14 protein-coding genes are annotated in these 13,591 nt (G+C 65.2%); all 14 read right to left on the bottom strand.

Annotated features, from left to right (window positions below):
* Nucleotides 1-33: 33 nt before the first annotated feature.
* Entirely contained in the window at nucleotides 34-222 is a 189-nt protein-coding gene (locus tag ACQY8B_RS08475) for a DUF2065 domain-containing protein (protein ID WP_081269108.1), read from the bottom strand.
* A gap of 16 nt (nucleotides 223-238) precedes the next feature.
* Nucleotides 239-1,138: a protease modulator HflC gene (gene hflC, locus ACQY8B_RS08470; protein WP_081269107.1), complete on the bottom strand. Its 900-nt coding sequence runs from the start codon at nucleotides 1,136-1,138 to the stop codon at nucleotides 239-241.
* Nucleotides 1,139-1,155: 17 nt separating this feature from the next.
* The gene (hflK, locus tag ACQY8B_RS08465) at nucleotides 1,156-2,532 is read right to left on the bottom strand and encodes an FtsH protease activity modulator HflK (RefSeq protein WP_422086294.1); all 1,377 of its coding nucleotides are present in this window, start codon (nucleotides 2,530-2,532) and stop codon (nucleotides 1,156-1,158) included.
* 74 nt (nucleotides 2,533-2,606) lie between these two features.
* Nucleotides 2,607-3,776, bottom strand: coding sequence for a GTPase HflX (hflX, locus tag ACQY8B_RS08460; protein ID WP_422086293.1), 1,170 nt, complete (start codon nucleotides 3,774-3,776; stop codon nucleotides 2,607-2,609).
* 56 nt (nucleotides 3,777-3,832) lie between these two features.
* The gene (hfq, locus tag ACQY8B_RS08455) at nucleotides 3,833-4,078 is read right to left on the bottom strand and encodes an RNA chaperone Hfq (protein ID WP_012747311.1); all 246 of its coding nucleotides are present in this window, start codon (nucleotides 4,076-4,078) and stop codon (nucleotides 3,833-3,835) included.
* A 162-nt stretch (nucleotides 4,079-4,240) separates the two neighbouring features.
* Nucleotides 4,241-5,584, bottom strand: a complete 1,344-nt coding sequence (gene der / locus ACQY8B_RS08450; protein WP_422086292.1) for a ribosome biogenesis GTPase Der — start codon at nucleotides 5,582-5,584, stop codon at nucleotides 4,241-4,243.
* A gap of 60 nt (nucleotides 5,585-5,644) precedes the next feature.
* The gene (bamB, locus tag ACQY8B_RS08445; protein ID WP_422086291.1) at nucleotides 5,645-6,787 is read right to left on the bottom strand and encodes an outer membrane protein assembly factor BamB; all 1,143 of its coding nucleotides are present in this window, start codon (nucleotides 6,785-6,787) and stop codon (nucleotides 5,645-5,647) included.
* A gap of 7 nt (nucleotides 6,788-6,794) precedes the next feature.
* Nucleotides 6,795-7,487, bottom strand: coding sequence for a YfgM family protein (locus tag ACQY8B_RS08440; RefSeq protein ID WP_422086290.1), 693 nt, complete (start codon nucleotides 7,485-7,487; stop codon nucleotides 6,795-6,797).
* A 5-nt stretch (nucleotides 7,488-7,492) separates the two neighbouring features.
* Nucleotides 7,493-8,803, bottom strand: coding sequence for a histidine--tRNA ligase (hisS, locus tag ACQY8B_RS08435; RefSeq protein WP_422086289.1), 1,311 nt, complete (start codon nucleotides 8,801-8,803; stop codon nucleotides 7,493-7,495).
* A 16-nt stretch (nucleotides 8,804-8,819) separates the two neighbouring features.
* Nucleotides 8,820-10,091 (bottom strand): flavodoxin-dependent (E)-4-hydroxy-3-methylbut-2-enyl-diphosphate synthase, encoded by a 1,272-nt coding sequence (gene ispG, locus ACQY8B_RS08430; RefSeq protein WP_081269100.1) that lies wholly within the window; start codon nucleotides 10,089-10,091, stop codon nucleotides 8,820-8,822.
* Entirely contained in the window at nucleotides 10,088-11,056 is a 969-nt protein-coding gene (locus ACQY8B_RS08425; protein ID WP_422086288.1) for a helix-turn-helix domain-containing protein, read from the bottom strand. Before ACQY8B_RS08425 ends, ispG begins: the two co-directional genes overlap by 4 nt.
* Nucleotides 11,049-11,903 (bottom strand): type IV pilus biogenesis/stability protein PilW, encoded by an 855-nt coding sequence (gene pilW, locus ACQY8B_RS08420; protein WP_422086287.1) that lies wholly within the window; start codon nucleotides 11,901-11,903, stop codon nucleotides 11,049-11,051. The genes ACQY8B_RS08425 and pilW overlap by 8 nt, the downstream gene beginning before the upstream one ends.
* A gap of 4 nt (nucleotides 11,904-11,907) precedes the next feature.
* A complete protein-coding gene (rlmN, locus tag ACQY8B_RS08415) occupies nucleotides 11,908-13,056 on the bottom strand; it encodes a 23S rRNA (adenine(2503)-C(2))-methyltransferase RlmN (RefSeq protein ID WP_422086286.1) in 1,149 nt (382 codons plus the stop codon).
* Nucleotides 13,057-13,077: 21 nt separating this feature from the next.
* Nucleotides 13,078-13,503, bottom strand: a complete 426-nt coding sequence (gene ndk / locus ACQY8B_RS08410) for a nucleoside-diphosphate kinase (RefSeq protein WP_019653122.1) — start codon at nucleotides 13,501-13,503, stop codon at nucleotides 13,078-13,080.
* Between the last annotated feature and the right edge of the window lie 88 nt (nucleotides 13,504-13,591).

Below are 13,591 nucleotides of genomic sequence, written 5' to 3'. Positions count from 1 at the left end.
CGGGATTCTACCGGGACCGCGACAAGCCCAAGACTAGGCCAGGATCCAGAGCAGTATCAAACCCAGCAGGATGCTGCAAAGTCCGAAGAAACGAAGCTGGCCGTCGCGCAGCTGCATGAGCTGCCCGAAGCCGCGCCGCCACCCTCCCGGCGACACGAAAGGCAGGATGCCCTCGATCACCAGGACGAGCGCCAGTGCGCTCCAGAAAGTGTCGGCGCTCACGGCTCCTGACGAAGAATCAACGGCGAGGAGCGTTGGTGGAGGAGCCCGAGCCCTGCATGGCGCGGAAGAAGTCCGACGACGGGTCCAGCACCATCACGTCGCTCTTCTTGTTGAAGCTCTGCTTGTATGCCTCGAGGCTGCGGTAGAACTGCGCAAACTGCGGGTCGCGGCCGAAGGACTCGCTGTAGGCGGCGGCGGCCTGGGCATCGCCCTCGCCCTTGATCTTCTGCGCGTCGCGGTAGGCGTTGGCAACGATCACTTCGCGCTGGCGGTCGGCGTCGGCGCGGATCTTTTCGCCTTCGGCCGTACCGGTCGAGCGCAGTTCGTTGGCCACGCGCTTGCGCTCGGCCTCCATGCGGCGGTAGACCGATTCGGTGATGGCTTCCACGTAGTCGACGCGGGTGATGCGCACGTCGACCACATCGACGCCCCAGGGCTTGGCGCCCTTCACCACCGACAGCACTTCGCGCTGCACGTCGGCCATCAGGGCCTCGCGGCGCACCGAGATCAGGTCGCGCACGGTGCGCTTGTTGATGTTTTCCTGGAACGCATTGCGCACCACACGGTTGAGCTGCATCGCACCGGCGTTCTCGTCGAGACCCACGTTGCGGATGTAGGCCTGCGGGTCGCTGATGCGCCAGCGCACGTACCAGTCGATCACCACGCGCTGCTTTTCAGCAGTGAGCATGGGTTCGGTGTCGATGCTGGAGAGCGTCAGCAGCCGCTTGTCGATGTAAGACACGTTCTGGAACGGCGGCGGCAGCTTGAAGTTGAGGCCCGGCTCGGTGATGACCTGCTTGATCTGGCCGAGGGCATAGACCACGCCGAACTGGCGCTGGTCGACCACGAAGAGGGTCGAGCTCAGCAGCACGAGCAAGACGAGGATCGACGATGCGATGAATCCGATTCTGTTCATGTTCTTCTAGTCCTTGTTCAACGCACGTCGCGGTCGCGCGAGCGGCCGTCGCGGGCTCGCACGTCGCCTGTCACGGGCGCTACCGGGATCACCGAGGACTGCGGCGGAGCGGTGCCGGCCACGTTGGGGCTGGCCGCATCGACCGGCGTGGGCGCGGCACTGCTGTTTCCGCTTTGCTGCATCAGCTTGTCGAGCGGCAGGTACAGCAGGTTGGAACCCTGCTTGCTGTCGACCAGCACCTTGGTCGTGCTGGCGTAGATCTGCTGCATGGCGTCGGTGTACATGCGGTCGCGGGTCACCTGCGGCGCCTTCTGGTACTCGGCCAGCACCGAGGCGAAGCGGCCGGCATCACCCTGGGCCTGCGCCACGATACGCGCCTTGTACGCTTCGGATTCTTCCTTCAGGCGCGAAGCCGTACCGGTGGCGAGCGGCACCACGTTGTTGGCGTAGGCCTGGGCTTCGTTCTTGGCGCGTTCGCGCTCCTGGCCGGCCTTGAGCACGTCGTCGAACGCGGCTTGCACCTGCTCGGGCGGACGCACGCCGCCCTGCTGCAGATTGATGCCGACCACTTCGACACCGACCTTGTAACGGTCGAGGATGGTCTGCATCAGCGTGCGCACGCGCGGTGCGATCTGGTCGCGCTCTTCGGCCAGCGCGGCATCCATCTTCATCTTGCCGACCACCTCGCGCACGGAGGTCTCGGCCACCTGCACGACGGTCTCGGCGGGCGACTTGCTCTCGTAGAGCCAGGCGCGCGCGTCGCTCAGGCGGTACTGCACCGCGAACTTGATTTCGACGATGTTCTCGTCTTCGGTCAACATGGCCGACTCGCGCAGGCCGGTGGAGCGCACGATGGCGTCGCGACCCACGTCGGTAGAGCGGATCTGCGTGACCACAACCACTTCGTGGCGCTGGATGGGGTACGGCAGGCGCCAGTTGAAGCCGGCGCCGACAGTCGTCTTGTAGCGGCCGAACTGGGTCACGACTGCCTGCTGGCCTTCGTTCACGATGAAGAAACCGGTGCCGAGCCAGATGAGGACGGCCACGGCAGCCACCAGGCCGAGGCCGAATCCTGCGTTTTTCATGTCGGGCCGGTAGCCGTTGCCGCCACCATTGCTGTTGCCGCCGCTGGGCCGGTTGCCGCCGCCCTTGCCGCCGCCGAAGAAACCGCCGAGCTTGCGATTGAGGTCTCGCCACAGTTCATCGAGGTCGGGTGGGCCCTGGTTGGGGCCCTGGCCGCGGGGACGGTCGTTGTTGTTGCTGTTGTTGCCCGAAGGCGGGGGCGTCGGTGCGCCTGGAGGATTGGCGTCGGGGGGACGGTTGCCGGCTGGGCGATCACCGTTGGAGGACGGCTCGTCGCCACGACCCCACCGGCCATCGTTCAGATTGAACATGCCCAGAAACCCTCTCCGCGCTGGCTTTGAATTCATTCGCTTCGTTCTCTTGTCAGTGGCGGGATTGTGCCCAATCAATTGGCCGCATCGTGCAATTCAGCGTTCGCCCCAGGGGACATCGTATCGGCTACGGAGCCCGATTGCCGGGCGAGCTCGGCGCGCAGCAACGGCACGCCCTCGCCGCTTCTGGCGCTCAGGAAGATGCGGGGAACCTGCACGCCGTCGATTTCCATCTCGTCCTGCAGATGCAGCGGATGCTGCGTGCTTTCAAGGGCGTCGAGCTTGTTGAAGACCAGAAGCTGCGGGACGGTGTCGGCACCGATCTCGCGCAACACGGTCTGCACCTCGGCCATCTGCTCGGGGTAATGGGGGTTGGAGGCGTCGACGACGTGCAGCAGCAGGTCGGCGTCGACCGCCTCCTGCAGCGTCGCCTTGAACGCGTCGACCAGGCCGTGCGGCAGGTCGCGAATGAAGCCCACGGTGTCGGAGATCGACACCTGGCGCCGCGCATCGCCCAGATAGAGGTTGCGCGTGGTGGTGTCGAGCGTGGCGAACAGTTGGTCGGCCGCATAGGCGCGGGCCTTGACCAGCGCGTTGAACAGCGAGGACTTGCCGGCGTTGGTATAGCCGACGAGCGAGATGTTGAAGGTGTCGCGCCGCTCGCGCTGCCGGCGCTGCGTACCGCGTTGTTTCTGCACCTTGGCCAGCCGCTCGCGGGTGCGCTTGATCGACTCGCCGATCATCCGGCGGTCAAGCTCGATCTGCTTTTCGCCCGGGCCGCCACGCACACCCGCACCACCGGTCTGGCGCTCCAGGTGGGACCAGCGCCGGACGAGCCGGGTACTGAGGTACTGCAGGCGAGCAAGTTCCACCTGCAGCTTGCCTTCGTGCGAGCGGGCGCGCTGCGCGAAGATCTCGAGAATGAGGAAAGTGCGGTCGTACACCGCGACGTCGAGCTGGCGCTCGAGGTTGCGCTGCTGGGCGGGGCTCAGGGCCTGGTCGAAGATGACTTCGCTCGCCCTGTGGAGGGCGGCCAGTTCCTTGATTTCTTCGGCCTTGCCGCTGCCGACGAACAATGCCGCGTCAGGAGCCTTGCGTTTGCACGAGAGATGCGCGACGGGCGTGAGGCCGGCAGTCTGCGCAAGCAGGCCGAGTTCCTCGAGTTCGCTGTCGAAATGGGGCAGCCCGAAATCTACGCCGACGAGAACGGCGGCGCCTTCCTGGCGGGGGATCTGTTCAGACAAGCGGGATCAGAATTGGGAAAAAGCGCGACGGCCGGAGGCCGCCGCGCTCCGCGCTATCAGGCAGCGGCGTCGTCGTTCTCGGCAGCCGAGAAATTGACGGCACGACCCGGCACGATGGTGGAAATGGCGTGCTTGTAGACCATTTGCGTCACTGTGTTGCGAAGCAACACGACGTACTGGTCAAAAGACTCGATCTGCCCTTGCAGCTTGATACCGTTGACCAAATAAATGGAAACCGGCACATGCTCGCGACGCAAGGTATTCAGAAACGGGTCTTGCAGAAGTTGCCCTTTATTGCTCACGATATTCTCCGTGTTCAAGAGTAGTTGTTGGAGAGATGACCTTAACACAGGGTTTCCGCGCTGCAGCAACCTAAGTCAAAAGCCTTGAGAAAATAACGGTTCTCAAAAGACGGAACTTCCGCCCCCGCTGCAAGTCATTGGCCGCCATCGGCGGCCAATGACTCAGTCGTCCTTGTCGGCAAAAGGATTGTGGGAGCTCTTGAATTCGATTCGCAAGGGGGTACCCACCAGATCGAATTCCTTGCGGAAGCGCCCCTCGAGAAACCGCTTGTAAGCATCGGTCACATGTTCGAGGGAATTGCCGTGGATCACGATCACCGGCGGATTCATGCCCCCCTGGTGCGCATAGCGCAGCTTGGGCCGATACATGCCGCCGCGCTTGGGCGCCTGGAACTGCACCGCCTCCAGCAGCAACCGGGTAAGAACCGGCGTGGACATCTTGCGCGTGGCCGACTTGTGAGCCTGCGCAATTGCCTGCCAAACCGGGCCGAGACCCTGGCGCTTGATGGCCGAGATGAAATGCAATGCCGCGAACTTCAGGAACGGCAGCCGGGTTTCGATCTGCCGCTGGATCTGCTCGCGCTGATAGCTGTCGACCGCATCCCATTTGTTGATGGCGATCACCACCGCGCGGCCGCTTTCGAGGATGTAGCCCGCGATGTGGGCATCCTGATCGGTCACGCCCTGCGTGGCGTCAAGCAGCAGCAGCACCACGTTGGCCGACTCAATGGCCTGCAGCGTCTTGACCACCGAGAACTTCTCGATTGCCTCGAACACCCTGCCCTTGCGGCGCAGGCCGGCCGTGTCGATCAGCTCGAAACGTTGGCCGTTGCGCTCGAAAGGTACTGAAATCGCGTCGCGCGTGGTGCCGGGCATGTCGAATGCCACCAGGCGCTCCTCGCCAAGCCAGGTGTTGATCAGCGTCGACTTGCCCACATTGGGCCGCCCCGCCACCGCCAGCTTGATCGGCTTGTTGACTTCGTCCTGGTCCGACTCGTCATCCGGATCGGGCAGGTTCAACGGCTCGAGCGCAAGCTCCACCAGGTCGCGCATGCCTTGCCCGTGTGCCGCGGAAACCCCGTGCACGTCGCCGAACCCGAGCTCGTAGAAGTCCACGAGCTTGGTGCCGTCGTGCATGCCTTCGGCCTTGTTGGCCGCGAGCACGCAGGGCTTGCCGAGACGGCGCAGCTCGTTCGCAATGTCATGGTCTTGCGCAGACAGGCCTTCGCGGGCATCGACGACGAAGATCACGACGTCGGCCTCGGCCACGGCCTGCCGCGTCTGCTTGGCCATTTCCTTGTAGATGCCGCTGCCGGCATCGGGCTCGAAGCCGCCGGTGTCGATCACGATGAACTCGTGCTTGCCCAGGCGACCGTTGCCGTAGTGGCGGTCGCGCGTGAGGCCGGCGAAATCGGCGACGATGGCGTCGCGCGTCTGGGTCAGGCGATTGAACAGCGTCGACTTGCCAACGTTGGGACGCCCGACCAGGGCCACGACCGGCTTCATGGCCGGCCTTTCGATGGCGCGGTTTTCATGGTCGGGCCTTGCGAGAAAAGATTCAAAAGATTATTCAGGGCGATAGCCAAACACACCACCCTTGGCAGTCACGACCACGACCGTGTTGCCGACGAGCACCGGCGCAACGGTGATGGCGGAGCCATCGGGAGTGACACGATTGAGCAGAGCGCCGTCTTCGCGCGACACGAAATGCAGCGTGCCGGTGCTCTCGCCGATGATCAACGAGCGGCCCACGGCCAGCGGCGAGGTCAGCTCGCGATTCTTGAGGCGGCTCATCTGCCAGGCACGTTCGCCGTCGCCGCGGCGCCAGGCGATGACGCTGCCGTCGGATTCGGTGCCGTAGACAAAGCGGTCGTCGCCGCTGACGCCGTCGGCGCCCGAGGCCGGCTTGCTCCAGACCAGCGTACCGCGCGCGGTGTCGACGCAGCCGACACTGGCGTAATAGGCCCGTGCGCAGACCGAGTCGCCGACACGGCTCACGCTGCCGGTAAGGTCGACGAGGCGCTCCACGTCGTTGGTGCCGCGCGGTGCGGCAATGGGAGCCTCCCAGCGCGAGGTGCCGTTGCCAGGGTTGATGCCGACCAGACGGCCGCCGAGGCCGGCCACCAGCGTGTCGCCGACAGCCATCAATACGCCCGACTTGCGCAGCACCAGGTTTTCACCGGCACGTTGCTGGATCCACAGGCGGCGGCCACTCTGGCCGTCCCAGGCGCTGACGCTGCGGTCGGCGGTCTGCACGAACACGCGGCGGCCAGCGACCAGCGGTGCGGTGAAGGCCTGCGCCGACAGCTTCTGCTTCCACAGCACCTTGCCGTTCTCGATGGCCACCAGCTCGTTGCCAGTGGTGACGACAGCGGCCAGGGAACCGTCGCTGCCGACACCGGCCGCCACCGGCGCGCCAGCGCTTGCGCGCCAGGTTTCGCGGCCGGCGCGGGCGTCGATGGCCACCACCGTGCCGTCGCTGCCGGCCACGGTGACGATGTCGCCGCTGATGGCGGCGGTGAGCGGGAACTTGACTTCCGGGACCTTCACCGTCCAGGCCTGGCGCACGCCCAGCAGGGCCGGATTGGCGGGCAGTTCTTCGGGCTTCGGCTTGCTGGTGCCCGAGCAGGCGGCCAGGAACGCGACCAAAACAAGGGCTGATCCCGCACGCAGGGCGGTCGATTCAGGCATGAAACGCTTGAAATTCATGATGCGGTCAGGGAGTTTTGGGAGCTGCGGGAGTGACAGTGACGACCGGGGCCAGGCTCTTCGGGTCGACACCGACCGCGTTCAGCTTGATCTCGACCAGACGGCGGTAGTCGGAAGTGGCGCCGAGGCCGGTCCAGGCCTTGCGGTACTCGGCTTGCGCCTCGTTGCGCTTGCCCTGGGCCAGGTAGATGTCGCCCTTGCGATCGGCCACCAGCGGTTCGAATTCCTTGGGCACGCTGCCGTCGAGCTGCTTGAGCGCATCGTCGTACGACTTGCTGTCGAGCAGTTCACCCGCGAGGCGCAGCTTGGCGACAGCCTTGTAGCCAGGGTCGACGGCGTTCTGCGCGACCCACTCCAGCGCAGAGCGCGAGCCTTCGGCATTGCCCTTCTCGAACAGCGTCTTGGCGACCAGCAAGCCGGCCTGCTGTGCATAGGCGGTGTTGGCGAAGCGATCCTTCATGTCGGCCAGCACGCGCTGGATGCGCTCGACGTCACCAGCCTGCGTGGTGCGCTCGACCTCGTCGTAGAGGGCTGCGGCCTGCACGGCCTTGTTGCGCTGGAAGTATTGCCAGCCGTTCCAGGCCACGAACGCACCAGCGACAAGCAGGACGGTCCACGTGATGAGGGTACCGTAGGTATTCCAGAAATGCTTGAGCTGGTCGAGCTGTTCCTGTTCTTCGAGATCGAGATGGGTTGCCATGCGTGTCAGGTGTTGGAAGCCGGCGATTGTAGGGTGGCGGCCCATGTGGGGGCTTCAGCAAGTGCCCGGGAAGTCTGCGCGCCGCTGCCATCGCGCAGCGCCTTGAGAGTCACTTCGCCGCGTGCGAGTTCATCTGCACCGAAGATCAGGGCGTAGGTTGCGCCGCTGGCGTCCGCCTTCTTCATCTGCGCCTTGAAGCTGCTGAGACCTTCAGTCGTAGCCGCATGCATCTGCACGCGCACGCCGATCTCGCGCAGTTGCTGCAGCGTGCGCAGCGCAACGGGCATGGAGGCGGCATCCGGCACGATGGCATAGGCATCGGGTACCGGTGCCGGTACCTCCGCGCCCTGCTCCTTGAGCAGGTCGAGCACACGCTCCACGCCCATGGCCCAGCCGACGGCCGGCGCGGGCTTGCCGCCGATCTGCGCGATCAGGTCGTCGTAACGCCCACCGGCACACACCGTGCCTTGAGAACCCAGCCGGTCGGTCACGAATTCGAAGACGGATAGGTTGTAGTAGTCCAGCCCGCGCACGAGGCGCGGATTGATCGTGAACGCGATGTCGTTGGCCTTGAGGATGGCCTGCAGCCCCTCGAAGTGCGCGAGCGACTCGGCACCGAGAAAGTCGATCAGCTTCGGCGCCGACTCGACCACGTCCTTCATCGCCGGATTCTTGGTGTCGAGAATGCGCAGCGGATTGCTGTGCAGGCGGCGCTTGCCATCTTCGTCGAGCTTGTCGGCATGCTTCTCGAAGTGCGCGATGAGTTCGGCGCGATGCAATGCCCGCTCGGCGGGCTGCCCGAGGCTGTTGAGTTCGAGGCGGACATCGGTCAGGCCGATGGCCTTCCAGAGCGCGTTCGCCAGCAGGATCAGTTCGGCGTCGACGTCAGGGCCGGCAAAGCCCAGCGCCTCGGCCCCGATCTGGTGGAACTGGCGGAAACGTCCGCGTTGCACATTCTCGCGGCGGAACATCGGGCCGGTGTACCAGAGGCGCTTGGGGCCCTCGTACAGCATGTTGTGCTCGATCACCGCGCGCACCAGGCCGGCGGTGTTCTCGGGACGCATGGTCAGTTGCTCGAACTTGCCATGCTTGTCGGCGCGGTCGTCGAAGGAGTACATCTCCTTCTCGACGATGTCGGTCACCTCGCCGATGCCGCGCACGAAAAGCGCCGTGCGCTCGAGGATCGGCGTGCGGACGTTGCGGTACGCAAACCGCCCCATCAGGTCGCGCACGGTGGCTTCGAGCCACTCCCAGCGCGCCGATTCGGGCGGCAATATGTCGTTCATGCCTTTGACGGCATTCAATTTTTCAGCCATGGATCCTGCGGAGGTGTCAGGCAGCGACGGCGTGCTCGCCGCCGAAGCGCTTTTCGATATAGGTTTCTACGAGTTGGTGAAACTCGTTGGCGATATTGTCGCCGCGCAGCGTGAGCGCCTTTTCGCCGTCGATGAAGACCGGCGCGGCGGGCGCCTCGCCGGTACCGGGCAGGCTGATGCCGATGTCGGCGTGCTTGCTCTCGCCGGGGCCGTTGACGATGCAGCCCATGACGGCCACCTTCAGCGTTTCCACGCCGGGATACTTGTTGCGCCAGACCGGCATCTGCATGCGCAGGTAGTCGTCGATCTGCTTGGCCAGCTCCTGGAAGGTGGTGCTGGTGGTGCGGCCGCAGCCCGGGCAGGCGGTGACACTCGGCACGAACACGCGCAGGCCCAGCGCCTGCAGGATCTCGTTGGCAATCAGCACTTCCTGTGTGCGCGACTCGCCCGGCTGCGGCGTGAGCGACACGCGAATGGTGTCGCCGATGCCCTCCTGCAGCAGGATCGACAGCGCCGTGGCCGAAGCCACCGTGCCCTTGGTGCCCATGCCGGCCTCGGTCAGGCCCAGGTGCAGCGGATATTCGCAGCGCCTGGCCAGCTCGCGATAGACCGAGATCAGGTCTTGCACGCCGCTTACCTTGCACGACAGGATGACCTGGTTGCCGGCCATGCCCATCGACTCGGCCAGCCTGGCAGACTCGATGGCGGATGTGATCAGCGCCTCGTACATCACCTGCTTGGCATCCCAGGGCTGGGCACGCTGGCTGTTGGTGTCCATCAGGCTGGCGAGCAGTTCCTGGTCGAGGCTGCCCCAGTTGACGCCGATGCGCACGGGCTTGTTCCAGCGCATCGCGGCGTCGATCATCTGGCCGAATTGCTTGTCCTTCTTGTCGCCCTTGCCCACGTTGCCGGGGTTGATGCGGTACTTGCTCAGCGCTTCGGCGCAGGCCGGATAGTCGGTGAGCAGGCGGTGGCCGTTGTAGTGGAAGTCGCCGATCAGCGGCACGTCGACGCCCATGCGGTCGAGCTGCTCGCGAATGTAGGGCACCTGCGCCGCCGCTTCGGGCGTGTTGACGGTGATGCGCACCATCTCCGAACCGGCCAGTGCAAGCTCTTTTACCTGGATCGCCGTGCCGATGGCGTCGACGGTGTCGGTGTTGGTCATCGACTGCACGCGCACCGGCGCGTCGCCCCCCACCGTCACGACACGCGGTCCCCAGACCACACTGGCCTGGCGCGAGCGGCGCGCCTTGGGCGCCGCGGAATCGATGGGAAGGCAGTCGCTCATGACGTCACCTCGAAACGCGCCACGCCACCACTCTTGGTGACGGGCTTCAGGTCAAAGGGCTTGCCGCGCACCTGCACGTCGACGCTCGACGCGCGGCCTACCACCACGGACAGCGGCAGCACACCCGACAGGCCGACGGTCTCGCCAGCCTTCAGGCTGCGGCGCAGCAATTGCTTGCCGCCGGCTTCGGTCACGGTGATCCAGCACTCTTCACGGGCCACGAAGACGAGTTGCTGGCTGCTTGCGGCCGGTGCGACTGCCGGTGTCGCTGCGACCGGGGTTGCAGCGGCGGGATTCGGGGCAGCTGCAGCAGCTGGCGACTCTCCTGCGGCGCTCACCGAGCCGTTCGGCGCCACCGGCTGGGCCGGCACTGCCTGGGCGATCACGCCCGAGCCACCCGATGCGGCCTGCGCATCTGCAGACGCGTCGTTCGTTGCGGAGCCATCGGCCGCGCCACGTGCTGTCAGGCGGGAAACGGAGGCGCCGAGCTGATCGAAGACCGACTGCGGCAGCCAGAACAGCGCGCCGGCGCCGATCAGCAGCAACACCACGACCGCGAGCAGCGCACGCGACGGCAGACCGCCGCTCGAACGGCCGCTGCCGGTCCAGCGCGGCGTGCCCGACGAGATATTGGTCTTGAGCGTCCGGTCGGCCGCGGCCAGAGACACCTTCTGCGTGGTCGGCAGCTTGGCGAGCACGGGGGCCGGATCGATGCGCAGGGCGCGGCAGACACTGCTGGCGAGCGCGCGCGCAAAGACCGGGTCGGGCAACGAAGCGATGTCGTCGGCCTCGAGCGCCAGAAGTTTCTGGGGCGGCACCTTGAGTGCCGCCGCCACCATTTCGATATGCAGGCCATGGGCCTCGCGCGCCTCGCGAAGCATGTCGCCGGCGGTCTTGTGCGTGATGTCGGCTGCTTCGAGCGGCTGTGCCGCGGAAGTGCCGAACTCCGAAACCCGATCAGTCATTGAAATTCCCGCGCTCGTACGCTGATGCCTCCCGCGACTGGGGGAAGCGTCGTTGCAGTTGGCCTCCCAACTGCGCCACTGCTTCGCGGTTGTTGAGCTTTCGTTCGATCTTGATGCCGAGCCAAAGCGTCTCGGCGCTCGCCGAGGAGCCGTTGTTGACGCGGCGAATGTAGAACTGCGCGCGCGACCATTCTTCGCGCTGCGAGAGCACCAGGGCCAGGTTGAAGCCGACCACCGGGTTGCCGGCATCGATCTCGTAGGCCTGCTGCAGGGTGCGCTCGGCCTGCGCGCGCTGGCCCGCCTTGAGCTCGCAGACGCCGCGCGTCATGAGCGTCTTGGCGCGGTCGGCGTAGCTGGGCACGGCGAGCGCCTCGTTGAACTGCGTTGCCGCGTCACCGTAGCGGTTCTGCTGGCACAGCAGCCAACCGTAGTTGTGGCGCGTGTTGGGGTCGCGCGGATTGATGGCGATCGCACGGCGAAAGCTGTCCTCGGCCATGCCGGCGTCGTCGAGCCGCATGTAGACCAGGCCGCGCAGGTTGTACGCGTCCGAATTGTTGGGGTCGGCGGCGAGCGCCTGCTTGATCTCGTCGAGCGCGACGTTGGTCTGGCCCTGCTCGAAGTAGCCCGATGCCAGCTCCATGCGCAGGCGCGCGCGGCGCTGCCGGGAGCTTTCGTCGGATTCGGTGACGATGTCCACGCCCTTGCCTGAACTGGTGTCGGCCAGGCTCGTGGTGGTGGTGCGCGTGCTGACGCAACCGGCGAGCAAAAAAGTCACGGCGACGCCGGCAAAGCTCGCGGCCAGCATTCGCTGCGCGCTAGCGGTCGTCATCGGAAAGGCCATGCTCATTGCTTCAGTGCTCCTCGGGAACGGTCTTGCGGACCGGATGCAAAACAATGGGGCGCTCGGTTGCACGGCGCTGGGCCATGCGCTCGGCTGCGCGGGTGCGGTCCTTGACGTCGCCGGCAAGCTGGCCGCAGGCGGCGTCGATGTCGTCGCCCCGCGTCTTGCGCACGGTAGTCACCAGACCCGCTTCGCTCAGCGTCCTGGCGAATGCCAGCACGCGCGGCTGCGGCGAACGCAGCAGGCCCGAGGCCGGAAACGGATTGAATGGAATCAGGTTGAACTTGCACGACACGCCGCTTGTGCGAACAAGCTCGATCAGCTGGCGCGCATGCTCCGGCTGGTCGTTGACGCCGTCGAGCATGCAGTACTCGAAGGTGATGAAGTCGCGCGGCGCGTGCGCCAGGTAGCGCTTGCAGGCCTCGAGCAACTCGGCGATCGGGTACTTGCGGTTGAGCGGCACGAGGTCATCGCGCAGCGCGTCGTTGGGCGCGTGCAGCGAGACGGCCATGGCTACAGGGCAATCGGCGCCCAGGCGGTCGATCATGGGCACCACCCCGGAGGTCGACACCGTCACGCGACGGCGCGACAAGCCATAGGCGTTGTCGTCGAGCATGGTGCGCAGAGCGGGCACCAGCGCGGAATAGTTCTGCAGCGGCTCGCCCATGCCCATCATCACCACGTTGGAGATGACGCGCTCGTCGCGCTTGAGGTGCTTGCGCAGGAAGTGCTCGGCAAACCACAGCTGGGCAACGATTTCGCCCGTGGTGAGGTTGCGGCTGAAGCCCTGGTGCCCGGTCGAGCAGAAGCGGCATCCGACCGCACAGCCGGCCTGGGACGACACGCACAGCGTGCCGCGGTCGTCTTCCGGAATGAACACGGCTTCGACGGCATTGCCGTCGCCGACGTCGAACAGCCACTTGATCGTGCCGTCCTTGGATTCGTGCTGCGTGAGGACCGACAGGGCCTCGACGCGAGCGGTGGTCGCGAGTTTCTCGCGCAGCGACTTGGCCAGATCGGTCATCTGGGTGAAGTCGCTGGCGCCACGCTGGTGGATCCAGCGGAACAGTTGCGTGGCGCGGAATTTTTTCTCGCCGAGTTTTTCGCAGAACGCGGCCAACCCCTCGAGATCGAATTCGAGCAGATTGGCCGTGGTCATGGAATCGGTCGAGATACGACTTCAGCGTGCGTAGACGTTGAGGCCGGCGAAGAAGAATGCAACTTCGTTCGCTGCGGTTTCGGGGGCGTCCGAGCCGTGCACGGCGTTGGCGTCGATGCTGTCGGCGAAGTCGGCGCGGATGGTGCCGGCGGCTGCCTTCTTGGGGTCGGTGGCGCCCATCAGGTCACGGTTCTTGGCGATGGCGTTTTCGCCTTCGAGCACTTGCACGAACACGGGGCCCGAGATCATGAACTCGACCAGGTCCTTGAAGAAGGGACGTTCCTTGTGCACGGCGTAGAACTGTTCGGCTTCGTTGCGCGACAGGTGCACCAGCTTGGCTGCGACGATCTTGAGGCCGGCAGCTTCAAAACGGGAAACGATCTTGCCGATGACGTTCTTGGCGACTGCGTCGGGCTTGATGATGGAGAGGGTACGTTCGATAGCCATTGAAATGCTTCCTGGAGCTTTGATTTTGAATAGTTTTGTCACAACTGCAACGAGTTTGTTGCGCCGTATGTCGACAAAGCCTCTGATT

The organism is Variovorax sp. (assembly GCF_965279555.1).
GTDB lineage: Bacteria > Pseudomonadota > Gammaproteobacteria > Burkholderiales > Burkholderiaceae_C > Variovorax.
The sequence above is the reverse complement of the archived record's forward strand: the minus strand, read 5'-3'. Positions and strand labels throughout refer to the sequence as shown.